The sequence below is a fragment of the Burkholderia puraquae genome (assembly GCF_002099195.1).
GTDB lineage: Bacteria > Pseudomonadota > Gammaproteobacteria > Burkholderiales > Burkholderiaceae > Burkholderia > Burkholderia puraquae.
The window spans coordinates 19,071-42,352 of the sequence record NZ_NBYX01000024.1 but is presented as its reverse complement, the minus strand read 5'-3'; the positions used below and the strand labels follow the sequence as shown (position 1 = coordinate 42,352).

The 23,282-nt window shown below is 68.9% G+C and carries 18 protein-coding genes; 7 read left to right on the top strand and 11 right to left on the bottom strand.

Going from position 1 to position 23,282, the window contains the following annotated elements; translation table 11 throughout:
• Window positions 1-770: 770 nt before the first annotated feature.
• Complete coding sequence (locus tag B7G54_RS31650) at window positions 771-4,343, top strand: indolepyruvate ferredoxin oxidoreductase family protein (RefSeq protein WP_085042721.1); 3,573 nt, start codon at window positions 771-773, stop codon at window positions 4,341-4,343.
• A gap of 92 nt (window positions 4,344-4,435) precedes the next feature.
• Here the strand turns inward: B7G54_RS31650 and B7G54_RS31645 are convergent, their stop codons facing one another.
• A complete protein-coding gene (locus tag B7G54_RS31645) occupies window positions 4,436-6,103 on the bottom strand; it encodes a Na+/H+ antiporter (RefSeq protein WP_085042720.1) in 1,668 nt (555 codons plus the stop codon).
• A 296-nt stretch (window positions 6,104-6,399) separates the two neighbouring features.
• On the opposite strand from B7G54_RS31645, the gene B7G54_RS31640 reads away from it, so the two are divergent.
• From B7G54_RS31640 to B7G54_RS31620, 5 genes are all read left to right on the top strand, one after another.
• Entirely contained in the window at window positions 6,400-7,686 is a 1,287-nt protein-coding gene (locus B7G54_RS31640) for a sensor domain-containing phosphodiesterase (protein WP_085042719.1), read from the top strand.
• Window positions 7,687-7,848: 162 nt separating this feature from the next.
• Window positions 7,849-8,232 carry a hypothetical protein gene (locus B7G54_RS31635; protein WP_085042766.1) on the top strand — a complete coding sequence of 128 codons (384 nt, stop codon included), beginning with the start codon at window positions 7,849-7,851 and terminating at the stop codon, window positions 8,230-8,232.
• Window positions 8,229-8,633, top strand: a complete 405-nt coding sequence (locus tag B7G54_RS31630) for a hypothetical protein (RefSeq protein WP_085042718.1) — start codon at window positions 8,229-8,231, stop codon at window positions 8,631-8,633. The genes B7G54_RS31635 and B7G54_RS31630 overlap by 4 nt, the downstream gene beginning before the upstream one ends.
• 118 nt (window positions 8,634-8,751) lie before the next feature.
• The gene (locus B7G54_RS31625) at window positions 8,752-9,477 is read left to right on the top strand and encodes a copper homeostasis protein CutC (protein WP_085042717.1); all 726 of its coding nucleotides are present in this window, start codon (window positions 8,752-8,754) and stop codon (window positions 9,475-9,477) included.
• 106 nt (window positions 9,478-9,583) lie between these two features.
• The gene (locus B7G54_RS31620) at window positions 9,584-9,766 is read left to right on the top strand and encodes a hypothetical protein (protein ID WP_085042716.1); all 183 of its coding nucleotides are present in this window, start codon (window positions 9,584-9,586) and stop codon (window positions 9,764-9,766) included.
• Between the two features lie 51 nt (window positions 9,767-9,817).
• Here B7G54_RS31620 and bioB read toward each other — a convergent pair whose 3' ends face one another.
• The 9 genes from bioB to aceK form a co-directional block, all read right to left on the bottom strand.
• The gene (gene bioB / locus B7G54_RS31615; RefSeq protein ID WP_006750874.1) at window positions 9,818-10,837 is read right to left on the bottom strand and encodes a biotin synthase BioB; all 1,020 of its coding nucleotides are present in this window, start codon (window positions 10,835-10,837) and stop codon (window positions 9,818-9,820) included.
• A 55-nt stretch (window positions 10,838-10,892) separates the two neighbouring features.
• Window positions 10,893-11,612 carry a dethiobiotin synthase gene (gene bioD, locus B7G54_RS31610; RefSeq protein WP_085042715.1) on the bottom strand — a complete coding sequence of 240 codons (720 nt, stop codon included), beginning with the start codon at window positions 11,610-11,612 and terminating at the stop codon, window positions 10,893-10,895.
• Entirely contained in the window at window positions 11,609-13,021 is a 1,413-nt protein-coding gene (bioF, locus tag B7G54_RS31605; RefSeq protein ID WP_085042714.1) for an 8-amino-7-oxononanoate synthase, read from the bottom strand. Before bioF ends, bioD begins: the two co-directional genes overlap by 4 nt.
• Window positions 13,018-14,364: an adenosylmethionine--8-amino-7-oxononanoate transaminase gene (bioA, locus tag B7G54_RS31600; protein ID WP_085042713.1), complete on the bottom strand. Its 1,347-nt coding sequence runs from the start codon at window positions 14,362-14,364 to the stop codon at window positions 13,018-13,020. The genes bioF and bioA overlap by 4 nt, the downstream gene beginning before the upstream one ends.
• A gap of 510 nt (window positions 14,365-14,874) precedes the next feature.
• The gene (locus tag B7G54_RS31590; protein WP_085042711.1) at window positions 14,875-16,146 is read right to left on the bottom strand and encodes a dienelactone hydrolase family protein; all 1,272 of its coding nucleotides are present in this window, start codon (window positions 16,144-16,146) and stop codon (window positions 14,875-14,877) included.
• A gap of 106 nt (window positions 16,147-16,252) precedes the next feature.
• Entirely contained in the window at window positions 16,253-16,690 is a 438-nt protein-coding gene (locus B7G54_RS31585; protein WP_085042710.1) for a YchJ family protein, read from the bottom strand.
• Between the two features lie 37 nt (window positions 16,691-16,727).
• Complete coding sequence (locus B7G54_RS31580) at window positions 16,728-17,405, bottom strand: SDR family oxidoreductase (protein ID WP_085042709.1); 678 nt, start codon at window positions 17,403-17,405, stop codon at window positions 16,728-16,730.
• 108 nt (window positions 17,406-17,513) lie between these two features.
• Window positions 17,514-18,281 (bottom strand): carbonate dehydratase, encoded by a 768-nt coding sequence (gene can, locus B7G54_RS31575; protein WP_085042708.1) that lies wholly within the window; start codon window positions 18,279-18,281, stop codon window positions 17,514-17,516.
• 56 nt (window positions 18,282-18,337) lie between these two features.
• Window positions 18,338-20,155 (bottom strand): bifunctional isocitrate dehydrogenase kinase/phosphatase, encoded by a 1,818-nt coding sequence (gene aceK / locus B7G54_RS31570; protein ID WP_085042707.1) that lies wholly within the window; start codon window positions 20,153-20,155, stop codon window positions 18,338-18,340.
• A 304-nt stretch (window positions 20,156-20,459) separates the two neighbouring features.
• Here aceK and B7G54_RS31560 point away from each other — a divergent pair, with 304 nt between their 5' ends.
• Window positions 20,460-21,539 (top strand): MBL fold metallo-hydrolase, encoded by a 1,080-nt coding sequence (locus B7G54_RS31560; RefSeq protein WP_085042706.1) that lies wholly within the window; start codon window positions 20,460-20,462, stop codon window positions 21,537-21,539.
• A gap of 16 nt (window positions 21,540-21,555) precedes the next feature.
• Here the strand turns inward: B7G54_RS31560 and B7G54_RS31555 are convergent, their stop codons facing one another.
• The gene (locus B7G54_RS31555) at window positions 21,556-23,202 is read right to left on the bottom strand and encodes an ABC-F family ATP-binding cassette domain-containing protein (protein ID WP_085042705.1); all 1,647 of its coding nucleotides are present in this window, start codon (window positions 23,200-23,202) and stop codon (window positions 21,556-21,558) included.
• Window positions 23,203-23,282: the final 80 nt, after the last annotated feature.

Genomic DNA, 23,282 nt, shown 5'->3' with positions numbered 1-23,282 from the left:
CCCGCGATTATGCCGCGTGTGTATTCCGGCGTGCCTGTCCGGCCGGCACACCCACTCGCGACCCAGCGTATTTCAACGGTGAGTGCGAGCCGGCGAATGCGCGGCATGCGTGTCCCGGCGCGCCTGTCTGGCCGACGAACGCACTCGCGACCCTGTGTATTCGAACGGTGAAGGCGAGCCCCGGATCGACGCAATACGCCGTCGGCGATGTGGATATCCGCGGTGGAAACCCACTCGCCGTGCTGTGAATTTCAACGGTGAGTGCCGGCACTCGAGCGAACCGCATGCCGGTGGACATCCCGGCCTCCACGCCACTCGAAACGCTGTGCAATCGAACGGTGAGCGCGCGAGCCCGGTCAGCCGAGGGGCGCGGCATTGTGGACATCCTGCGCCGCCGACCAATCGGAACGCTGTGCATTTCAATGGTGAGGGTGACCGCCGCCAGCCGCTGAAACCCTTGTCGCACGGGGCGCGAGCGCCGGCCGCCGCATTCCCGGGCCGCCGTCGGACAGTCGCGGGCTTTCCCGGCAAATGGCCCACCCGCCCCGATACGTCGCCCATCCCGCCCGGCGGTCGTGCGCGAGAACTCTCTCAAATCCCTGCAAAAAGCTGCGCAGTTTTTCTCGCTGTGGCCCCGTCCGAGCAAGATGAGAAAAAACATTCTCGGCTGCGCGCGAAAAAATAGAGCCATTCGCTGGAGGCCCCCACGCGTCGCCCGACGCCTTGCCACGCAGCCCAGAACAGCACAGCACAATCAGGAGACTTCCCCCATGACCGCCCGCCTGCCCGTCGACGGCCCGCCCGCCCTGTCCGACTACCGCCTGACCGACAACCTGACCGCGACGCGCGGCCGGATCTTCCTGACCGGCACGCAGGCGCTGGTTCGCCTGCTGCTGATGCAGCGCACGGTCGACACCGAACAGGGGCTCAACACGGCCGGCTTCGTCAGCGGCTATCGCGGTTCGCCGCTCGGCATGGTCGACCAGCAGCTCTGGAAGGCGAAGAAACTGCTCGACGCCGGCGGTGTGCGCTTCCTGCCTGCGATCAACGAGGAACTCGGCGGTACGGCCGTGCTCGGCACGCAGCGCGTCGAGGCCGATCCCGAGCGCACGGTCGAGGGCGTGTACGCGATGTGGTACGGCAAGGGCCCGGGCGTCGATCGCGCCGGCGACGCGCTGAAGCACGGCAACGCGTACGGTTCGTCGCCGCATGGCGGCGTGCTCGTCGTCGCGGGCGACGACCACGGCTGCGTGTCGTCGTCGATGCCGCACCAGAGCGACTTCGCGATGATCGCGTGGCACATGCCGGTCGTGAACCCGTCGAACATCGCCGACATGCTTGAGTTCGGCCTGTACGGCTGGGCGCTGTCGCGCTACTCGGGCGCATGGGTCGGTTTCAAGGCGATCTCGGAAACGGTCGAATCGGGTTCGACCGTCGACCTCGACGCATTGCAGACGCAGTGGCCGGCGCCGGAAGGCTTTACGCCGCCGGCGGGTGGCCTGCACAACCGCTGGCCGGACCTGCCGAGCCTCACGATCGAGGCGCGCCTCGCCGCGAAGCTCGACGCGGTGCGCCATTTCGCGCGCACCAACAGCATCGACAAGTGGATCGCGCCGAGCGCGCAGGCGAACGTCGGCATCGTGACCTGCGGCAAGGCGCACCTCGACCTGATGGAAGCGCTGCGCCGCCTCGACCTGACGGTGGCCGACCTCGACGCGGCCGGCGTGCGGATCTACAAGGTCGGCCTGTCGTATCCGCTCGAAATGACGCGCCTCGAAACCTTCGTCGACGGGCTCGCCGAAGTGCTCGTGATCGAGGAGAAGGGCCCCGTCATCGAGCAGCAGATCAAGGACTACCTGTACAACCGCGCGGAAGGCGCGCGCCCGCGCGTGCTCGGCAAGCACGACGCCGCCGGCGCCTGCCTGCTGTCCGAGCTCGGCGAGCTGCGCCCGTCGCGCATCCTGCCGGTGTTCGCCGACTGGCTCGCGCGCCACAAGCCGGCGCTCGACCGCCGCGAACGCGTCGTCGATCTCGTCGCGCCGCAGATCCTGTCGAACGAGGCGGACGCGGTGAAGCGCACGCCGTATTTCTGCTCGGGCTGCCCGCACAACACGTCGACGAAGGTGCCGGAAGGCTCGATCGCGCAGGCCGGCATCGGCTGCCACTTCATGGCGTCATGGATGGAACGCGACACGACCGGGCTGATCCAGATGGGCGGCGAGGGCGTCGACTGGGCGGCGCATGCGATGTTCACCAACACGAAGCACGTGTTCCAGAACCTCGGCGACGGCACCTACTTCCACTCGGGCATCCTCGCGATCCGCCAGGCAGTGGCCGCGAAAGCGAACATCACGTACAAGGTCCTCTACAACGACGCGGTCGCGATGACGGGCGGCCAGCCGGTCGACGGCAGCATCTCGGTGCCGCAGATCGCACGGCAGGTCGAGGCGGAGGGCGTGTCGCGCTTCGTCGTCGTGTCCGACGAGCCGGAGAAGTACGACGGCCATCACGGCCAGTTCCCGCCGGGCACGACGTTCCATCACCGCAGCGAACTCGACGCCGTGCAGCGCGAGCTGCGCGAGACGCCGGGCGTCACCGTGCTGATCTACGACCAGACCTGCGCGGCCGAGAAGCGCCGCCGCCGCAAGAAAGGCGAATTCCCCGACCCGGACAAGCGCTTGTTCATCAACGACGCGGTGTGCGAAGGCTGTGGCGATTGCGGCGTGCAGTCGAACTGCCTGTCGGTCGAGCCGCTGGAGACGCCGCTCGGCCGCAAGCGCCGCATCGACCAGTCGTCGTGCAACAAGGACTATTCGTGCGTGAACGGCTTTTGCCCGAGCTTCGTGACGGTCGAAGGCGCGGCGCTGAAGAAGGCCGCCGGTGCCGCATTCGACGAAGCCGCGCTCGCCGCGCGCGTCGATGCGCTGCCGGTGCCGGCCACGCATCTCGACGCGGCGCCGTTCGACATGCTCGTGACGGGCGTCGGCGGCACGGGCGTGGTGACGGTCGGCGCGCTGATCAGCATGGCCGCGCACCTCGAAGGCAAGAGCGCGTCGGTGCTCGACTTCATGGGCTTCGCGCAGAAGGGCGGCTCGGTGCTGTCGTTCGTGCGGATCGCATCCAGCGACCGGTGGCTGAACCAGGTGCGCATCGACACGCAGCAGGCGGATGTGCTGCTCGCCTGCGACATGGTCGTCGGCGCGAGCGCCGAGGCGCTGCAGACGGTGCGTCACGAGCGTTCGCGGATCGTCGTCAACACGCACCGGATCCCGAACGCGTCGTTCGTGCAGAACCCCGACGCGACCCTGCATGCGGACGCGCTGCTCGAGAAGATGCGCCACGCGGCCGGCGACGGCTACCTGTCGAGCTGCGACGCGCAGGCGCTCGCCGCGAAGTTCCTCGGCGACTCGATCGGCGCGAACATCCTGATGCTCGGCTACGCGTGGCAGCTCGGCCTCGTGCCGGTGTCGCTCGCCGCGATGATGCGCGCGATCGAGCTGAACAACGTCGCGGTGCCGATGAACAAGCTCGCGTTCTCGATCGGCCGGATGGCCGCCGGCGACGCGGCGGGCCTCGATGCGTTGTGGAACGCGCGTCATACGGTGGCCGCGCATGCCGCACCGGAGACGCTCGCCGAGCTGATCGCCGATCGCGAAGCGCGTCTCGATGCGTACGGCGGCGCACGCTATGTCGAGCGCTACCGCGCGCTCGTGGGCGCGGCGCGTGCGAAGGGCGACGATGCGCTGACGCGCGCGGTCGCGACGACGTTCTACCGGCTGCTCGCGGTGAAGGACGAATACGAGGTCGCGCGGCTGTACACGGACGACGCATTCCGCACGGCGCTCGAAGCGCAGTTCGAAGGCGTGCCGGGGCAGGCCTATCGCGTGAAGTTCAACCTGGCGCCGCCGACGGTCGCGAAGGCCGGCAGCGACGGCAGTGCGCCGAAAAAGCGCGTGTTCGGCCAGTGGATGTGGCCGGTGTTCGGCATGCTGGCGCGTGTGCGCAGCCTGCGCGGCACGTGGCTCGATCCGTTCGGCCGGACCGTCGAGCGGAAGATGGAGCGCGCGCTCGCCGACGATTACGAGACGACGCTTGGGCGAGCGTTCGCCGCGATGATGGCCGGCAATGCGGCGCAGGTCACGCAACTGGCCGACCTGCACGCACGCGTGCGCGGCTTCGGTCACGTGAAGGTGCGCAACCTGGCCGGCGTGAAGCGCGCGGAGCGCGAGCTCGCGCTGCAGCTCGGCATCGAAGCGGCGACGAGCGCGGCCGTGCAGCATGCGCTCGACGAGATGAAGGGCGCGGGGATGCTGAAGGGGATTCCGGTCGTCGTCGCGAAGTAACGCGCACGCGGGCGGATGTGAAAACGGCGACGCCTGCGCGTCGCCGTTTTTTATTGGGCTGCCGCTGTTGCGTACAGGCAGCGGCCGATCTTTCAGAGAATGCCTTTCTTGCGCGTCGACAGCGCGGTTTCCGACAGGTCGATCTCGCGGAGCAGCTTCGTCAGCGTCTCGTCGGAAATCTTGCTGTCGCTGCGCATCCGGTACAGCGCGGAGCGTTCCGCGCGCACGGCCGCGATCCGCATCTGCAGCTCCATCGTTTCGGTCTGCTTTGCTTCCGCGCGCGGCGTGGGGCTGTCCTCGGCGAGCGTCGCGAGGCGGCGGCGGTACTGGTCCATCACGCGCGCGGAGATGTCCGCGCAGCGCGCAGCGCCCGATTCGTCGAGATCGGCCGAGATCGCGTCGTGCGACGAATCGATCGCACGGATCGCGGCCTGTGCGGCGGCCGCGCGCGCGGCGCGTTCCTCGTCGCCGAGCGGGCTGCGCGACGAACGCACGCCGCGCAGCAGCAGCGGCAGGCCGATCACCGCGACGACGAGCGAGCCGAGGATCACAGCCGATGCAACGAAGATCGCCGTGTCGCGGCCCGGCAGCGGCACGCCGTCGGACAGCGCGACCGGAATCGACAGCACGCCGGCGAGCGTGACCGCGCCGCGCACGCCGCCGACCGTCATCACCGCGATCGTGCGTATGCCGGCCATCGTGCCCGCGAGGCCCTGGCGTGCGGCGCGGCGGCTCGCGATCCAGCGCAGCAGCCAGACCCAGAGGAAGCGGATCGCGTACAGCGCGAGCATCATCGCGCAGACGTTGAAGATCATCCGGCCGACGAGCGCGTCGCTCGTATGGTGCGCGTCGACGAGCGTGCGGCCGATGATGTGCGGCAGCTGCAGCCCGAGCATGATGAACACCATGCCGTTGAACACGAACTCGATCATCGCCCACGTGCTTTCGGCGCGCACGCGCGACGCGACGGTGCTTTTGCGCGAGAAACTCGTGTAGTTCATCATCATCCCGGCCGACACGGCCGCCAGCACGCCCGACAGGTCGAGGTGCTCGGCGAACAGGTAGGCCGCGAACGGCACGAGCAGCGTCATCACGATGCCGGGGGCCGGATCGCCTTCCTGCTCGGCGTTCAGGAAGCGCGTCGACAGCGCGCTGAACGCCCACGACACGATCGCCCCCGTCGCGAGCCCGCCGGCGGCGACGATCACGAACGTGACCGATGCGTCGCGCAGCGAGAACATGCCGGTCAGCGCGGCCGCGATCGCGAATTTCAGCGCGACGAGGCCCGACGCGTCGTTCATCAGCGCCTCGCCTTCGAGGATGTGCATCAGCTGCGGCGGGATCCTGCCCTTGCCGGCGATGCCCGACAGCGCGACCGCGTCGGTCGGCGACAGCACGGCGGCGAGCGCGAACGCGATCGGCAGCGGCAACTCGGGTATCAGCCAGTGCGCGAAGTAGCCCACTGCGAGTACCGTCATGAACACGAGCCCGAATGCCAGCATCAGGATCGCGCGGCGCTGCAGGTACAGCTCGCGCTTCGGAATCCGCCAGCCGTCCGCGAACAGCAGCGGCGGAATGAACAGCAGCATGAAGATTTCGGGATCGAACGTGACGTGCAGGTTCAGCTTAGGCCACGCGAGCATCGCGCCGAAGGCGATCTGCATCAGGGGCAGCGGCAGTTGGAACGGCAGGATGCGCGTGACGGCGCCGGACAGCGCGACGGTCAGCAGCAGGATCAGGACGGTGAAGACGATTTCCATCGATACGGCGAATACGCGGAATGAAACGATCGTACGGAGTGTAGCGTGACAGCGTAACGGATGCGTTCGAGCGGCCGGTGCGTGCGCACGAGAATGGTGCGCCTGACGTGCGCTGCGGTGGTGCGCCAGCACGGCGCACCCGCGCGGCGTGTGGGTTTCCGGCGCCTTGCACGGAGCTTGCTTGATGTGGGGCAGCCGCCCGGCGCCGACCGGGCTACCGAGGGTCCAACCATGACATTGCACGCGCCGTTCGCTTCGTCGGGCGCCGCGTTCGAAGGCACTACCAGGAGGAAGGCATGACGATCGTGCAACAGGAGCGTCCGGCCGCCGCGTCGCCGTACCGGTTCGAGCGGGAGGTGAGTTCCGGCCTCGAACGTCTGGCGACGCAGCACCGCGACCTGACGCTCACGACCGTGTTCCAGCCGATTTTCAGCCTGTCGCACCAGCGTGCGGTGGGCTACGAGGCGCTGCTGCGCGCGCACGATGCGCTCGACCGCGCCGTGTCGCCGCTCGACGTGTTCGGCGAAGCCGCGCGCCAGGGCGAACTGCTGCAGCTCGACCGGCTCGCGCAGGCGCTGCATCTCGAGAACTTCGCGCTGCTCGGCGCCGAGCGCGAGTGGCTGTTCCTCAACGTCCATCCGGGCGTGCTCACCGACCCGTTCCAGGCGGCCGCGCTGCTCGCGAACCTGAAGCGGCTCGGCATGCCGCCGCGCCGCATCGTGCTCGAAGTGCTCGAACAGCGCGCGGAAGACGTCGAGCGGCTTGCCGAAGCCGTGCGCGAATTCCGCACGCACGGCTTCCTGATCGCGCTCGACGATTTCGGCGCGGGCCACTCGAACCTCGAGCGGATCTGGCAACTGAACCCGGACATCGTGAAGCTCGACCGGATCATGCTGTCGCACGCGGCGCACCGCACGGGGCTCACCGCGATCCTGCACGGGCTCGTGACGCTGCTGCACGAGGCCGGCAAGCTCGTGCTCGTCGAGGGCATCGAGACCGAGCACGAGGCGCAGATCGCGCTGTCGTGCGAGGCCGACTTCGTGCAGGGCTACTACTTCGGCCGGCCGGCGCCGGGGCTGCCCGACAGCGCGGCCGCGACGGGCTGCATCGGCGAGCTGACCGAGCGTTTTCGGCAGCAGACCGAAGTGCGCGAGCGGCGCGATGCGCAGCGGCTCGCGCCGTACCTGCGCGCGTTCGAACGCGCGGCCGAGCGTCTCGCGGCCGGGGAGCCGCTCGACGAGGTGTGCTGGAACTTCCTCGCGCTCGATGCGGCCGCGCGCTGCTTCCTGCTCGACGCGCACGGCCGCCAGTCGGGCCGCAACGTCGTGCTGCGCGCCGACCGCGCGCTCGCCGAAGCGCGCTTCTCGCCGCTGGCGGACGCGCAGGGCGCGAACTGGCTGCGCCGGCCGTATTTCCGCTCGGCGATCGCCGAGCCGGGGCGCGTGCAGGTCACGCGGCCGTACCTGTCGATCAACGAGGCGCAGCCGTGCGTGACGCTGTCGGTGGCCGTGCGCGTCGGCGATGCGCAGCGCGTGCTGTGCGGCGATATCGACTGGGTCGACGACGAAGCGGACGCCGGCTAGCGCCGCGCGCACCGCAGGCGGCGAGGCGAGCGGGGCGGGCCGGCGCGGGGCGGCCGTTGCGTTCGCCGCGGGCTTCCCCGACAATGGCGCGACCGCGGCCATCGTGACCGCGAGCGCGCCGTCCCGGGGGCCACCATGGCGGCGAATAAAAAGGAAAACACAATGAAAAGACCGATTTCGCTGACCATTCTCGCGTGGATCATCATCGTGACCAACGCGATCACGTGCATCTATACGCCCTTCACGATCGGCATGCCGACCACCCAGGCGCTGCTGTCGCACTACCTGCTGCCTGCCTGGGCGACGCTCGGCATCAGCGTGATCCTCGAAGTCGTGAACGTCGTGATCGGCATCGCGATCCTCAAGGGCCGCGAATGGTCGCGCAAGGCCTACATCGCGACGGCCGTGTTCGGCTTCGCGTTCTCGTTCATCAACATGCCGGCGTCGATGTTCGCGGTGCTGATTCCTGGTGTCCTGCTGTTCGCGCTGTTCGTCTACCTGCTGTTCCGGCGCCCCGCGACCGCGTATTTCCAGGCGAGCGCATGAGTGTCGTGCGCAACGCGCTCGCGATCGTGCTGTTCACGATCGCGGGCATGTGCGTGATCACCGCGCAGATGATGGCGTTCATGAAGCTCGGCCACACGGGGGTGATGCTCGTATTCGCCGCCGTGCTGTTCGGGTTGTCGGCCGTGCTCCTGGCCGCGGGCGCATTCGCCGGCGCGTTCCGGCCGCGTGCGCGCGGCGCGGGCATCGCGCTGCTCATCGCGACCGCGACCACCGCGCTCGGGATGATCGGCTGGGTGACGCTCCTGCTGGCGCCGGGGATCGTCGAGGTGATGCAGCAGCAGGGCGTGGACGTGAGCGCGCGGATGTTCCGGTTCGCGCCCGGCGCCGTGGTGACCGGCCTGTCCGCGCTCGTCGGCGTGTGGCTCGCGCGGCGCGGCTGACGATGCAACTGACGGTGTGACCGACGGCGCGACTCACGGCGCGGCGGCCGGCGCGCTGGCGTCCGTCGCGCGGCTCGGCTAGGATGCGCGAATTGTCCTGACGATTCGCGGGCCGCCCATGAACCGAAACGCCGCTTCTTCCGTTCTCCTCGAAGTGATCGCCACGACCGTCGGCGATGCGAAGGCTGCCGCCCGCGCGGGTGCCGATCGCCTCGAACTCGTGACCGCAATCACCGAAGGCGGGCTGACGCCAAGCGTCGGCCTGATCGAAGCCGTCGTGGCCGCGGTGCCGATTCCCGTCAACGTGATCGTGCGACCGCACAGCCGGTCGTTCGTCTACGACGCCGACGACCTGCGCGTGATCGAACGCGACGTGCGCGCAGCCGTCGCGGCGGGTGCGAACGGCGTCGTGTTCGGCGCGCTCGACGCGCGCGGCGACGTCGATCTCGGCGCCCTGGCCCGCATCGCGGCCGCGGCGGACGGCCGCGCGCTGACGTTCCACCGCGCGTTCGACGTGTCGCGCGACCTCAATGCCGCGTTCGACGCGCTGCTGCGCGTGCCGGCCGTCACGTCGGTGTTGACGTCGGGCGGCCATCCGTCGGTGCTCGACGCGGTTGCGACGATCACGCGGCTGGTGCGGCAGGCGGCAGGCTCGACCTGCACGGTGCTGGCCGGCTCGGGGCTCACGATCGACGCGGTCGGCGATTTCGTTCGCGCCACCGGCGTGCGTGCGGTGCATTTCGGTTCGGGTGTACGGCCGCGCGGCGAGGTGCTGGCACCCGTCGACGAAGCGCGCGTCGAGCGCGTGCGCGCGGCGCTCGACGGCGCGGCGGCGCACGTGTGACGCGCACGTCGCACGCACCGTTACGACACACCAGGACGCCATCCGGAAGGGAGGGCCACATGACGGACGCGTCCACGCCACACAGCACGGCGCAGCCGACCACAGCGTGCCGGGCCGGGACGCGATCGGCGGCGCGCTCGCGTGTGTCCATCCGGTGAAGGCACTGGCGCACACGCTGCCGCCGCGCGCCGGCGAGTACGCGGTCGACGGGTTCGACGGCGTGCGCTGGCGGGTCGAGACGACCGTGATCCGCGATGCGCAGGGCAACGCGGCGCAGACGATCGGGTGAAAAAAAGCCGGGGCATGCCCCGGCTTTTTCGTTGGTACGCGGCGCTGCCGCTTACGCGTTCGCCTGCATCGCGTCCGCATCGCTCGCGCGGATGCCGAGGCGCTCGAACAGCGCGCGATCCTTCTGCGACTGCGGGTTGCTTGTCGTCAGCAGCTGGTCGCCGTAGAACATCGAGTTCGCGCCGGCGAGGAAGCACATCGCCTGCAGCCCGTCGTCGAGCTGCTCGCGGCCGGCCGACAGGCGCACGACGGCCTTCGGCATCGTGATCCGCGCAACCGCGATCGTGCGCACGAATTCGAACGGGTCGAGCGGTGCCGTGCCTTCGAGCGGCGTGCCTTCGATCGCGACGAGGTTGTTGATCGGGACCGAATCCGGATACGGGTTCAGGTTCGCCAGCTGCGAGATCAGGCCCGCGCGTTCGCGGCGCGATTCGCCCATCCCGATGATGCCGCCGCAGCACACGTTGATGCCCGCGTCGCGCACGCGGTCGAGCGTGTCGAGGCGATCCTGGTAGGTGCGCGTCGAGATCACCTGGCCGTAGAACTCCGGCGACGTATCGAGGTTGTGGTTGTAGTAGTCGAGGCCCGCGTTCGCGAGTTCCTGCGCCTGCTCGTCTTCCAGCATGCCGAGCGTCATGCAGGTTTCGAGGCCGAGCTCCTTCACGCCACGCACCATCTCGGTCAGCGCCGGCATGTGGCGCTCCTTCGGGTTGCGCCACGCGGCGCCCATGCAGAAGCGGCTCGCGCCGTTCGCCTTCGCCGCGCGTGCCGCGTCGAGCACCGCGTCGACGTCCATCAGTTTCTCGGCCTTCAGGCCCGTATCGTGGTGCGACGACTGCGAGCAGTAGCCGCAATCTTCCTCGCAGCCGCCCGTCTTGATCGACAGCAGCGTCGACAGCTGCACCGCGTTCGCGTCGAAGTGTTCGCGATGCACCTGCTGCGCGCGGAAGATCAGGTCGTTGAACGGCAGCTCGAACAGCGCGACGACGTCGGCGACGCGCCAGCGCTGCGAGGCCGGAGCGGCCACGGGAATCGCGTCGGGTTGCACGGTGGCGGTCTGGGCTTGGGTCATATCGTTTTCCTGTCCTGGACGGGGATGAGGGATCGGGGGATCGGTTTCTGTTGGGTCAATGCTGCGCGGCGCGCAGCGTCTCGACGAGCGCGGCGACGTCGAGCATCGCCGCGGCCGATTCGGCGGCGGCCGGGCTCATGTGCGGAATGCGGCCGAGCAGCGGCGCGCCGTGCTCGCGGGCGAGCCAGTCGCGCATCGTCGCGACGTTCTCGTCGGGGAACGACATCGCCGGGTCGACGTGGTTCGCGACCCAGCCGGCGATGCGCAGGCCGCGCGCGGCGATTGCGTCGGCGGTGAGCAGCGCATGGCTGATGCAGCCGAGCCGCACGCCGACGACGAGCACGACGGGCACGCCGAGCGCGACCGCGAGATCGGCCATGTCCTGCGTGTCGTTCAGCGGTACGCGAAAGCCGCCGGCGCCTTCGACGACGACGATATCCGCGCGCGTCAGCGCTTCGCGATGGCACGCGACGATCGTGTCGATGTCGAGCGTCACGCCTTCTTGTGCCGCGACGATATGCGGCGCGGCGGGTGCCTTCAGCAGGAACGGCGTGCGCAGTTCGGGCGGCAGCACGACGTTCGCGGCTGCGTCGAGCTGGTCGGCGTCCTCGTTGCGCCACACGCCGTCGCGTTCATACGCGCCCGCCGCGACGGGCTTCAGCGCGGCTGCACGCAGGCCATGCCGCGCGAAGCCGTGCAGCATCGCAGCCGATACGAAGGTCTTGCCGATTTCGGTGTCGGTGCCGGTGACGAACAGCGAGAGCGGGGTGGTCATGCCGCAGTCTCCCGCCGGGCCGCCCCAAGGGAGGCTGCAGCCCCCTCGGGGGGCAGCGAACGCAGTGAGCGTGGGGGCTGTTCTGCCTCCCGCCGGGCCGCCCCAAGGGAGGCTGCAGCCCCCTCGGGGGGCAGCGAACGCAGTGAGCGTGGGGGCTGTTCTGCCTCCCGCCGGGCCTGCCCCTCGCTGGCTTCGATCAAGGCTGCTTCGAGCCGTGCGAGATCGTCGAACGAATGCGCTGCCGACAGCGATACGCGCAGCCGCGACGTGCCGACGGGCACCGTAGGCGGCCGGATCGCGGGCACCCACAGGCCGTGCGCGTCGAGCGCGCGCATCGCTGCAAGCGTCGCGTCGTTGCTGCCGATCACGAGCGGCTGCACGGCCGTGTGCGAATCGACCGGCTGCCAGCACGTGTTGCGCAGCAGCGCGCGCGTGCGTTCGATCAGCGCGGCGAGATGCGCGCGTCGCGCGTCGCCTTCGTCGCCCGCGATCACCTTCAGGCTGGCCGATACCGCATGCGCGACGGCCGGCGGCGCGGCCGTCGTGAAGATGTAGCTGCGCGCACGCTGGATCATCCATTCGATCACGGTCTCGTGCGCGATCACGAACGCGCCCGCGACGCCGGCGGCCTTGCCGAGCGTGCCGACGTACACGAGATGCGGCGAACGCAGCGCGGCGGCCGCGAGCGCGCCGCGGCCCTGCGGGCCGAGCACGCCGAAGCCGTGCGCGTCGTCGACGACGAGCCACGCGCCGTGGCGTTCGGCCAGCGCGACGAGTTCGGCGAGCGGCGCGAGGTCGCCATCCATGCTGAACACCGTGTCGCTGACGATCAGCTTCGTTTCGGCATCCGATGCGTCGAGCAGCGCGGCGAGCGCGGCCGTGTCCGCATGCGGATAGACCTGTACGTTCGCGCGCGACAGCCGCATGCCGTCGATCAGCGACGCATGGTTAAGCGCGTCGGAGAAGATCGTCGCGCCCTTGCCGGTGAGCGCCGTCATCGCGGCGAGGTTCGCCATGTAGCCGGTGCTGAAGTACAGCGCGCGCGGCGCGTCGGAGAAGCCGCCCGAGAAGGCCGCGAGTTCCTCTTCGAGCGCCGCGTGCGCACGCGAATGGCCGCCGAGCAGGTGCGAGCCGCCGCTGCCGGCGCCGTAGCGCTGCGCGCCTTCGGCGAACGCGGCGACGAGCGCCGGGTGCGCGGCGAGGCCGAGATAGTCGTTGCTTGCGAAGCCGACGATCTCGCGGCCGTCGACGGTCATGCGCGCATCGCACGCGGTGTCGGCGGTGCGGCGCACGCGGCGCAGCCCTTGCGCGTCGAGATCGGCGAGGCCGCGTTGCAGCGAGTCGAGCAGGTTCGTCGCGGCCCCCTCGGGGGGCAGCGAACGCAGTGAGCGCGGGAGCTTTTGTGTCATCGTGCGATCTCCGCGAGCGTCGCATCGAGCGTGTCGCGCGTGCGTTGCGCGAGCCACGCGATGTCGTCGTCGCTCATCACGTACGGCGGCATCAGGTACACGGTCGTGCCGATCGGCCGCAGCAGCAGCTCGCGTTCCAGCGCGCGTTCGAAGAAGCGCCGCGAGAAGCCGCGCGCGGCGTCGCCGTCGAGCGCGACGTCGAACGCGAACAGCGTGCCGCGCTCGCGCAGGTGGCGTACCTGCGGGTGTGCATCGAGCGGCGCGAGCGCCGCGCGCATCGTCGCCGACTTGCGGGCATTTGCCGCGAGCACGTCGTCGCGTGCGAAGAGATCGAGCGTCGCGACCGCCGCGCGGCACGCGAGCGGGTTGCCCGTGTACGAATGCGAGTGCAGGAAGCCGCGCGTCGTATCGTCGTCGTAGAACGCGGCGAACACGTCGTCGCGCGTGAGCACGAGCGACAGCGGCAGATAGCCGCCGCTGATGCCTTTCGACAGGCACAGGAAATCGGGCCAGACGCCCGCCTGCTCGCACGCGAAGAAGGTGCCGGTGCGGCCGCAGCCGACCGCGATCTCGTCGGCGATCAGGTGCACGCCGAATTCGTCGCACAGCGCGCGCAGCCCGCGCACGTACGACGGATCGTGCATCGCCATGCCGGCCGCGCATTGCACGAGCGGCTCGACGATCAGCGCGGCGATCCGGTCGCCGCGTTCGACGAACAGGCGCCGCACGTCCGCGAGCGCGCGGCCCGCGACGTCGGCGGCCGTTTCGCCCGGCAGCGCGCCGCGCGCGTCGGGTGACGCGACGACATGCGCATGGCGGATCAGCGGGTCGTACGCGTCCTTGAAGAGCGCGACGTCGGTGACGCCGAGCGCGCCGATCGTCTCGCCGTGATAGCCGTTCGCGACGCAGACGAATTCCTGCTTGTTCGCGCGGCCGCGGTTGCGCCACGCATGGAAGCTCATCTTCAGCGCGATCTCGACGGCCGACGCGCCGTCCGACGCGAAGAACGCATGGCCGAGCGTGCGCGCGGTGAGCGCGTGCAGCCGCTCCGCGAGCTCGATCGCGGGCTCGTGCGTGCAGCCGGCGAGCATCGCGTGCTCGAGCGTGTCGAGCTGGTCCTTCAGCGCCGCGTTGATGTCCGGGTTCGCATGGCCGAACAGGTTGACCCACCACGAGCTGATCGCATCGAAGTAGCGGCGGCCGTCACGGTCGACCAGCCACACGCCCGCGCCACGCGCGACAGGGATGAGCGGCAGGCGCTCGTGATGCTTCATCTGGGTGCAGGGATGCCAGACCGCGCGCAGGCTGCGCGCGACCCAGTCGTCGGTGGCTGGCGTACTCAAGGCGGCTCCGGGGGATAAAACGGCTGCGCGGCATCGACGGGATGCCGCGCGGCGAGACACGAAACGCGCTGAGATTAGCGTGTTCCGCGACCTGTTGCACTACCGGTTACAAACGCCGCAAAGCCTTGCCGGGCGGGAGTTTGGCGCAGATCGGAGCGGCTCGGGACGGTACGGTTCAGATGTCCCGAAATGACCGCAGATGACGACGTTCGAGTGACCCCCCCCAACCGAAAAAAATCGTGGGCCGGGCGGGGCGACGAAGTGAAAAATCGGGGAACGAAAGGGGAAGGAGCCACGTGGGACGATGTGGCCCCTATGCGGCCGGAACGAGAATGACTGCATGCGGCGACGACCGGAAACCGAGCGAGGCGAGACGGCGGCTTCATGCCGGCATGGGGTCGCGATGCGCGCCACGTGCGCGACATCCGGCGCGAGCGCCGCACGCAGCGCGTCCACGAAGCGACGAAAAGGGGGGAGAAAGCGAAAAACGGCGGCGCAGGCCGCCGCCCGTCAGCGCGAAGCCAGCGCGGGCGTACCGGTGTCGCGTGCGTTGCTGTCGTCGTTGTCGGCCGTCTGCGTCGTGTTCCACACGACCCGGTCGTTGACCGCATACAACCGGCACGCGCCCGCGCCTTGCTTTGCGCAGTTGTCGAGCGCGAGCGCCATCGGGTCGTCGCCGCCTTCGGCCCACGACCATGCGCCTTCCGACGACACCGCGAACGCGCGGCTCGGATGCTGGTTCAGGAAGCGGCGATAACCTTCGCGGCCGGCTTCGTCGACGTACGGCACCGCATTGACCGCATCGATCGACGCATAGCCGGTCGCCTTCGGCTCGTGCGGGTTCGCGACGGCGTAGCGCACCGAGGTCGGCAGGTTCAGCGTCGCGAGGAACGCGTTGACGGCCGGCCACCACACGGGCACGCCGTCGCGATCGACGATCAGCCGGTGCGCGTCGTCCTTGTAGCGGCCGAAATCGATGAACTGGGCCTGCGTGCCGTGCGCTACGTACGCGTCGTGCATCTGCGCGACGAGCCCGGGCGTCCATACCGAATCGTTGTCGCCGTACAGCCACAGCGACCGCACGGCCGTGTGCGCGCCGTACTGGTCGAACGCGTCGACGAGGTTGCGCTGCCAGCCGTCGCAGAGGTCCTGGCGCAGCCCGCCGGAGAAGTTGATGATGCCGCGCACGCCCGGTGCGGCTTCGGTGCCGTACGCGACCGACACGAGGCCGCCGTGCGACGTGCCGGCGACGACGATGCGCGACGCATCGACATACGACTGGCGCGACATGTAGCGCACCGTCGCGTCGACGTCGGCGGCCTGCACGAGGCCGTTCTTGCCGACGTTGCAACCTTCCTGCTGGTACGTGCCGCCGGAGCCCGCGAAGCCCTGGCGGTTCGGCGCGATCACCGCATAGCCGCGGCGCACGAATTCGCGCGCGAACGCGAGCGGCCGGCTGCGCGGCTGCAGATGGAGATCGCCGGTGTTCTTGCCGTGGTTGAAGACGACGAGCGGAAACGGGCCGGGGCCGTTCGGCTTGAAGAGCGTTGCCTCGAGCGTGACGGCGCCCGATGCGTCGGCCGGAATGCGGAGGATCTGTTCGTTCAGGTCGGCGGCGACCTGCGGCAGGTTCGTATTACCGTAGTCGAAGCGTTCGGCGTGGGCGAGCGACCCGCTGACGCCGGCATCCGTCCCCGTATTGGCGTTCGACAGCGTACCGGCCTGAGCGGCCGACAGCGCACATGCCGCCATCCATCCCACCAATACCTTGCTGAACGCCATTCGTAAGCCCTGCCATGCAACATGACCAATTCGAGGTCATCGTAGCCCGACAAAATCGGGTTGTGCAATGCGGGAATTACCCGGCGTCTGACACAGCAACTATTTGTCAACGTTCACTTACTTCGCCGTCGACGTAGCGCCAGAAACCGTGCTCGTCGCGCTCGAAACGGCTCGTCTCGTGGAGCCGGTAAGCGCGTCCGCCGACCTTGTAGCGGGCCACGAATTCAACCTCCGCGTGCCGTTCGTCGAGCGGCGCGTGGCGTTTGACCGCAAGGCCGAGCCAGCGCGGCGCGTCGGGCGCGTCGGGGGCGGTGTCGAGATCGGGCGGGCAGGTGCGCGCGGCCCACGTCGCGCGCAGGTAGTCGGTCGCGCCGAGCACGTAAGCGCTGTACCGCGAGCGCATCAACTCGAGCGCGGTCGGTGCGGCTTCGCCGCCGTCGATGAAGCGGCCGCAGCAGGCCGCATAGCGGGGCGCCGGCGCTTTGCCGGCGGGAGCGGGGGACGCGCCGCCGCACGGGCACGCGTCAGGTCGATTCAAAATCATGCGAAACGGGAATTAACGACGCAAGGTTGTCGGCTGCCTACCAGCTCAGCTCGATACCGTCGTACTGGAAGAAACGGCCGTTGGCCTGCGACACGTCCGCGCCGGATTCCGCGATCACGCGGCGCATGCCGGTCACGCTGGTTTCCGGGTCGATCGCGGCCTGCGCGCCGCCCATGTCGGTGCGCACCCAGCCGGGATGGAGCGAGATGCACGCGGCGTGGCGCGTCTGCAGCGACGCGATGCGCAGCGCGTCGTTCAGCGCGGCCTTGCTCGCGCGGTACAGCCAGCCGGTCGTGCCGGTCGCCTCGGCGATGCTGCCCATCCGGCTCGACACGACGGCCAGCACGCCGCGTGCGTCCTCGACGAGCGGCAGCACGATCGGCAGCAACTGCATCGGCCCGCGCACGTTCGTATGCATCACCGCGTCGAAATCTTCGGCGGTGATCGTCTCGACGCCCTCGGTGCGCGGCCCGTAGACGCCCGACACCAGCACGGCCGCATCGAGCCGCTCGCCGTCGAGCTTCCAGCCGAGCGCCGCGATCTGTTCGGGCTGCGTGATGTCGAGCGCATGTGCCTGCGCGCCGAGCGCGCGCAGCGCGTCGAGCGATGCGTCGTCGCGCGCGGTGGCGATCACGTTCCAGCCGTCGCGCCGGTATTGCCGGACGAATTCGCGGCCGAGGCCGCGCGATGCGCCGACGATCAATGCGGTTTTCATGTCCGTCGCTCCTTTGCTTGGCGCCGCCGTGGCGGCAGTGCCGGGATCAGGCCCGTTCGATGGTAGCGCGGCTGAGTCTGCGCAGTTGCCGCCACCGAGGCCGCCGCGTTACTTCGCGTCGTCGCACGGCTTCAGCGTGGCGGCGACCGCCTGCGCGACGCCTTCGAGCCGCGCGGCATCTGCCGCGATCATGTCGTTGTCCGGTGCATGCTCGCCGCCGGCGGTGAGCGCGGCTACGCAGCGCTTGTAGGTCCGGTCGAGCGCTTCGAAGTTCGACACGGCCATCCCGAGGTTGCGCATCCGGCCGTCGTGCACGCCGTACACGAGCCCGTGCACGGTGAGCGACTGGCCGCGGGCCCACGCGTCGTTGACGATCGTCGTGCGGCAGACGTTCACGACCTGCTCGATCGCATTCAGCTCGATCAGGCGGCGATAGCGCGCTTCGCCCACCGGCCATTCGTCGAGCAGGTCCGCGTGGCGCTCGCGCACGTCCTGCACGTGATGCAGCCAGTTGTCCGCGAGGCCGACGCGCCGGTTGAGCAGCGCGGCGTTCACGCCCGAGCAGCCATAGTGGCCGACGACCATGATGTGCTTCACGCGCAGGATGTCGACCGCGAACTGAATCACCGACAGGCAGTTCAGGTCGCTGTGCACGACGACATTCGCGATGTTGCGGTGCACGAAAACTTCGCCTGGCGGCAGGCCGATGATCTGGTTTGCCGGCACGCGCGAGTCCGAGCAACCGATCCACAGATATTCCGGCGCCTGCTGGTCGGCGAGACGCGCGAAGAATTGCGGATCGTCCTCGAGCTTGCGCTTGACCCAGGCTTCGTTGTTGTCGAACAGATGTGAAAGCGGATTGTCTTGGGTGTTCATCGGTGTGGATTCCGTTGGCGGAAATCGGGTCGATATCGGTTCGGTGTCGTTCGGCGTCAGGCGGCGCGCTGCGCGTCGCCTGCACCATCGTTCTGGTCCGTCGCGCCGAAGCGCGCGGGGTAGCGCATGCAAAAGCGCAGCGCGGTGTCGTACGGATAAAAGTCGGGCAATTCGCCCTGTATCAGCTTGTCCTTGCTGGCCTGCCACAGCGCGGGATCGAAAAAGTCCGCGTGATGCTTCATGAAGACGTCGCGCACGCGCGGGTCGCCGAGCAGGAACGGCCCGTAGGTCTCCGGAAAGATGTCGTGCGGGCCGACGGTATACCACGGTTCGCCGGACAGCTCGTCTTCCTCGTGGCGCGGCGGCGGCACGCGGCGCACGTTGCAGTCGGTCAGGTACTCGATCTCGTCGTAGTCGTAGAACACGACGCGGCCGTGGCGCGTGACGCCGAAGTTCTTGTACAGCATGTCGCCGGGGAAGATGTTCGCCTTCATCAGCTCCTTCACCGCGTTGCCGTACTCCTTCACGCCGTGCTCGATGTCGGTAGCGCTGCCGTTCTGCAGGTACAGGTTGAGCGGCGTCATCCGGCGCTCGATGTACAGGTGCTTGATCACGAGATTGCCGTCCTCGTATTCGAGCAGCGACGGCACTTCCTTTTCCAGCTCGCGCACGAGCGCGTGGTCGAGCCGCGCGAGCGGCAGCGCGACGCTCGAATACTCGAGCGTGTCGGCCATCCGCCCGAGGCGGTCGTGGCGCTTCACGAGCTGGTACTTCTCCATGATCTGCGCGCGCGTCGTTTCCTTCGGCGGCGGGAAGTGGTCCTTGATGATCTTGAACACGTACGGGAACGACGGCAGCGTGAACACGAGCATCACGAGGCCCTTGATCCCGGGCGCGATGATGAAGCGGTCGCTCGAATGCGACAGATGGTGCAGCAGGTCGCGATAGAACAGGTTCTTGCCCTGCTTCTGCAGGCCGACCGACGTGTAGATCTCCGCCTTCGGCTTGCCCGGCATGATCGTGCACAGGAAGTCGACGTAGGCGGACGGCACGCCCATGTCGACGAGGAAATACGAGTGCGAGAAGCCGAAGATGATCATCAGCTGGTCGCGGCGCAGCAGCACGGTGTCGAGCGCGAGCACGCCAGGGCGCACGTGGCGGATCGGCACCGCGAACGGCAGCACGCGGTCGGCGTTGATGATGCGGCCGACGATGTACGCGCTCTTGTTGCGGAAGAACAGCGACGACAGCACGTGGATCTGGAAATTCGGCGCTTCGTCGAAGTGGCCGAATTCGTCGTGGATCGCCTGCATCACGCACGCGATGTCGCGCGGGAGATCGTCGAACGGCGGATCGAGCTGGAAGTTCGTGACGATGCGCTCGAGCGTGGCCGCGAGCCCGTCGGTGCCCGGATAGTACGCGCGGTAGGTCGGCTTCGCGGCCGGCTCGTCGTTCTCGAGATACTCGGTCGAGATCGCCGGGCGCACGAAGATGAAATCGTTGCTGAAGTACGAGCGGTGCAGGATCTTGCAGCACACCGAATTGAAGAAGGTCTCCGCGCACTCGGGCTGGCGGTGCGACGTGAGCAGGCCGATGTAGTGCAGCTTGATCTGCTGCCACACTTCGTCGTCGATGTTCTCCGCGTCGTACTCGTCTTCCAGCACCTCGACGCATTCCTGCACGCGATCGTCGTACGACGTGATCCGCTCGCGGGCGAGCCGCTGCAGCCCGTGCCAGTCGCCTTGCTCGTACAGCGTCTTCGCCTCGACGGCCGCCTCGCGGAAGATCCGGTAGTGACGGTCGAAGTTTTCGAGCATCGTCTGCGCGACGTCGAAACCGATCTGCGAAGACAGCAGTTTGGGGAAGTGATTCATTGCGTGCAGGCTCGTTCGGGAGGGGCTGTAAGCACTCGTCATTTTAGCGCCCAAGCGGGCGGTTCAAGGACTTTGCGGCGATGCGCGGCCGGCCGGCAGGCGGTGGGTTATGTGCCGTTGGGTGCCGTTCGGTGCATCTTCGCGTAAAGATACGGGTACGGAACCGATTCTGGCACGAACTTTTTTTGACGGGCCGGCCGCCGCCGGGCACGCGTTGCGCAGGACGGCGATAGAATCGACGCACCGCCCGCCGCGGCCTGCCGCCGGCGGGCATTCGCACCGATAACGACGAGACGCCCCACCGATGAACGCACTGGAACACCAACTCGACTATCCCTTCGCCGACACGCTGCCCGCCGCGGGCGACACGTTCGAGGTCGCGCCCGGCGTGCGCTGGCTGCGCATGCCGCTGCCGTTCTCGCTCGATCACATCAACCTCTGGTTGCTGCGCGACGAGATCGACGGGCAGGCCGGCTGGACGATCGTCGATTGCGGGATCTCGTCGGACGCGATCCGCACGCACTGGGAGCAGATCTTCGACACGCATCTCGACGGGCTGCCCGTGCTGCGTGTGCTCGTCACGCACTGCCACCCCGATCACTTCGGCCTCGCGAACTGGCTGTGCGAAGGCGGCGACAAGGGCCGCTGGAACGTGCGGCTGTGGATGACGCTCGGCGAGTACCTGTTCGGCTGCCTGATGGCGGCCGGCAACGGCTCGAACGCGGGCGGCGCGGCTGCTGCCGATCATTTTGCCCGCCACGGGCTGACCGATCCGGCCGCGCTCGACAAGCTGCGCAACCGCCGCCACTACTACTCGGATCTCGTGCCGGCCGTGCCGCCGCGCTACCGGCGCCTGCGTGAAGGCGACGCGGTGACGATCGGCGCGCGCACGTGGCGTGTCGTGACCGGCTTCGGCCATTCGCCTGAACATTGCGCGCTGCACAGCGAAGCGGACGGCGTGCTGATCTCCGGCGACATGGTGCTGCCGCGCATCTCGACGAACGTGTCCGTGTTCGACCTCGAGCCGGAAGCGAACCCGCTCGCGCTGTACCTCGAATCGCTCGGCCGCTACGAGACGATGGCGCCCGATACGCTGGTGCTGCCGTCGCACGGCAAGCCGTTCCGCGGCGTGCGCACGCGCATCGCGCAACTGCGCGAACACCACGATGCGCGCCTGGCCGAAGTGCGCGTCGCGTGCGCTGAAAAGCCGATGAGCGCGGCCGACATCGTGCCGATCATGTTCCGCCGCCGCGAGCTCGACATCCACCAGATGACCTTCGCGCTCGGCGAGGCGCTCGCGCACCTGAACTTGCTGTGGCTCGCGGGCGAGCTCGTGCGCGAGCAGGGCGACGACGGCGTGCTGCGGTTCCGCACCGCCGGCTGATACCGCTTCGTGTGCGTCACGCGACGGGTTCGTAGCGCCACCCGTCGCGATGCCATTGCATCGTGTGCGTTGGGTCGAGCGCCGCGAGAAACGCGGTGTCGTGCGACGCGACCACGATCGCACCGGGGAAGCCGGCCAGCGCGGCTTCGATCGCACGCACCGATTCGAGATCGAGGTGATTGGTCGGCTCGTCGAGCAGCAGCAGTTGCGCGGGCGTGCCGCGCCACAACGCGCAGGCGAGCGCGGCCTTCAGCCGTTCGCCGCCGCTCAGCTGCCGCGCCGGCTGCGTCGCGCGCGCCGCATCGAGCTGCAGCAGCGCGAGCCGGCTGCGCAGGTCGCCTTCGGCGAGCGGCGTATCGAGCAGCCCCAGTTGCTCGACGATCGAACGCTCGGGATCGAGCAGCGCGAGCCGCTGGTCGAGATACGCGGCGCTCACGTGCGTCGTGCATTCCCCTGAGCGCGGCGCGAGTTCGCCCGCGAGCATCCGCAGCAACGTCGATTTGCCGCAGCCGTTCGGGCCGGTCAGCGCGATGCGCACGGGGCCGCTTGCCGACCACGTGATTGCATCGGCTGCGCCGGCGATGCGCCACGGCAGGTGTGCGCGTTCGAGCGTGAACAGCTGACGGCGCGCGCTGACTTCGGTGCCCGGCAGCGACACGAGCACGGGCGCGTCGGCTTCGACGCGCGCGGCCGCTTCCTGCACGCGTTTATCGAGCGTCGCCTTGAATTCGTTCTGATGGCGCCGCACCGTGCCCATGATGCTGCGCGCCGCGCCCTTGCGGCTCTGACGCGCCATCGACGACAGGTTGGCCGTCTTCGCATCGCGTAGCGACGCGGCCGCGTGGCGCTGGATCGTGTCGTGTTCCTGTTCAAGCTTTCGCCTGACGCGTCCGCGTTCGGCGCGCGCGTTGTCGAGCGCAGACTGCGCGGCATCCTGTTCGGCGTCGCGCTGCGCGCGGTAGAGCGCGTAGTTGCCGCCGTACGAGCGCACACCGTGCGGCGTCAGCTCGACGATGCGCTGCACGTCGGCGAGCAGCGCACGGTCGTGGCTCACGATGACGACGCCCCCGCGCCAGCCGTCGAGCGCCGCGCGCAGCCAGGCGCGGCCCGGCGCATCGAGATGGTTGGTCGGTTCGTCGAGCACGAGCAGGCCGGCACCGGACAGCAACGCGCCGATCAGCGCGACGCGCGCGAGCTGGCCGCCGCTCAGTGCCTGCGCGGGCGTGTCGGGATGCACGTCGTGCAGGCCGGCCGCGTCGAGCGCGTTGCGCAGCCGTTCCGCGAGATCCCAGCGATCGCCGATCAGGTCGAAGTCGTGCGGCTCCGCGCGACCGTCGGCGACGCGTGCAAGCGCGCCGAGCGGCGCATCGAGCGCGGCTATCTGCGCGACGGTTCGCGGGCCGGCCGCTACGTGGTCGTCGTCGTGCTGCTGCGCGACGTAGACGACGTGCGTATGCCGCTCGATCGTCCCCGCGCTGGGCGCGCAGCGGCCCGCGATCAGTTGCGCGAGCTGGCTCTTGCCGATGCCGTTGCGGCCGACGATGCCGGTCGGCGTGCGGTCGATGGAAAGGTCGAGCGAGTCGAACAGCGTGACGCCGTCGTCGAAGCGGAAGGAAACGTGATGGAGCGCGACGAGCGCGCCGGTGGGCGTGGCAGCAGCCATAAGCACCTCCGAAAATGCGTGAAGACCTTCGCGCGCGGCGTGCGTGGCACGGCGGCGAAAACATTTTGGGAAGGCTTAGT

What these genes read in the sequence shown, in the direction of transcription:
- B7G54_RS31650 (WP_085042721.1), top strand. Translation starts at nt 771, where the DNA reads ATGACCGCCCGCCTGCCCGTCGACGGCCCGCCCGCCCTGTCCGACTAC.
- B7G54_RS31645 (WP_085042720.1), bottom strand. Translation starts at nt 6,103, where the DNA reads ATGGAAATCGTCTTCACCGTCCTGATCCTGCTGCTGACCGTCGCGCTG.
- B7G54_RS31640 (WP_085042719.1), top strand. Translation starts at nt 6,400, where the DNA reads ATGACGATCGTGCAACAGGAGCGTCCGGCCGCCGCGTCGCCGTACCGG.
- B7G54_RS31635 (WP_085042766.1), top strand. Translation starts at nt 7,849, where the DNA reads ATGAAAAGACCGATTTCGCTGACCATTCTCGCGTGGATCATCATCGTG.
- B7G54_RS31630 (WP_085042718.1), top strand. Translation starts at nt 8,229, where the DNA reads ATGAGTGTCGTGCGCAACGCGCTCGCGATCGTGCTGTTCACGATCGCG.
- B7G54_RS31625 (WP_085042717.1), top strand. Translation starts at nt 8,752, where the DNA reads ATGAACCGAAACGCCGCTTCTTCCGTTCTCCTCGAAGTGATCGCCACG.
- bioB (WP_006750874.1), bottom strand. Translation starts at nt 10,837, where the DNA reads ATGACCCAAGCCCAGACCGCCACCGTGCAACCCGACGCGATTCCCGTG.
- bioD (WP_085042715.1), bottom strand. Translation starts at nt 11,612, where the DNA reads ATGACCACCCCGCTCTCGCTGTTCGTCACCGGCACCGACACCGAAATC.
- bioF (WP_085042714.1), bottom strand. Translation starts at nt 13,021, where the DNA reads ATGACACAAAAGCTCCCGCGCTCACTGCGTTCGCTGCCCCCCGAGGGG.
- B7G54_RS31590 (WP_085042711.1), bottom strand. Translation starts at nt 16,146, where the DNA reads ATGGCGTTCAGCAAGGTATTGGTGGGATGGATGGCGGCATGTGCGCTG.
- B7G54_RS31585 (WP_085042710.1), bottom strand. Translation starts at nt 16,690, where the DNA reads ATGATTTTGAATCGACCTGACGCGTGCCCGTGCGGCGGCGCGTCCCCC.
- B7G54_RS31580 (WP_085042709.1), bottom strand. Translation starts at nt 17,405, where the DNA reads ATGAAAACCGCATTGATCGTCGGCGCATCGCGCGGCCTCGGCCGCGAA.
- can (WP_085042708.1), bottom strand. Translation starts at nt 18,281, where the DNA reads ATGAACACCCAAGACAATCCGCTTTCACATCTGTTCGACAACAACGAA.
- aceK (WP_085042707.1), bottom strand. Translation starts at nt 20,155, where the DNA reads ATGAATCACTTCCCCAAACTGCTGTCTTCGCAGATCGGTTTCGACGTC.
- B7G54_RS31560 (WP_085042706.1), top strand. Translation starts at nt 20,460, where the DNA reads ATGAACGCACTGGAACACCAACTCGACTATCCCTTCGCCGACACGCTG.
- B7G54_RS31555 (WP_085042705.1), bottom strand. Translation starts at nt 23,202, where the DNA reads ATGGCTGCTGCCACGCCCACCGGCGCGCTCGTCGCGCTCCATCACGTT.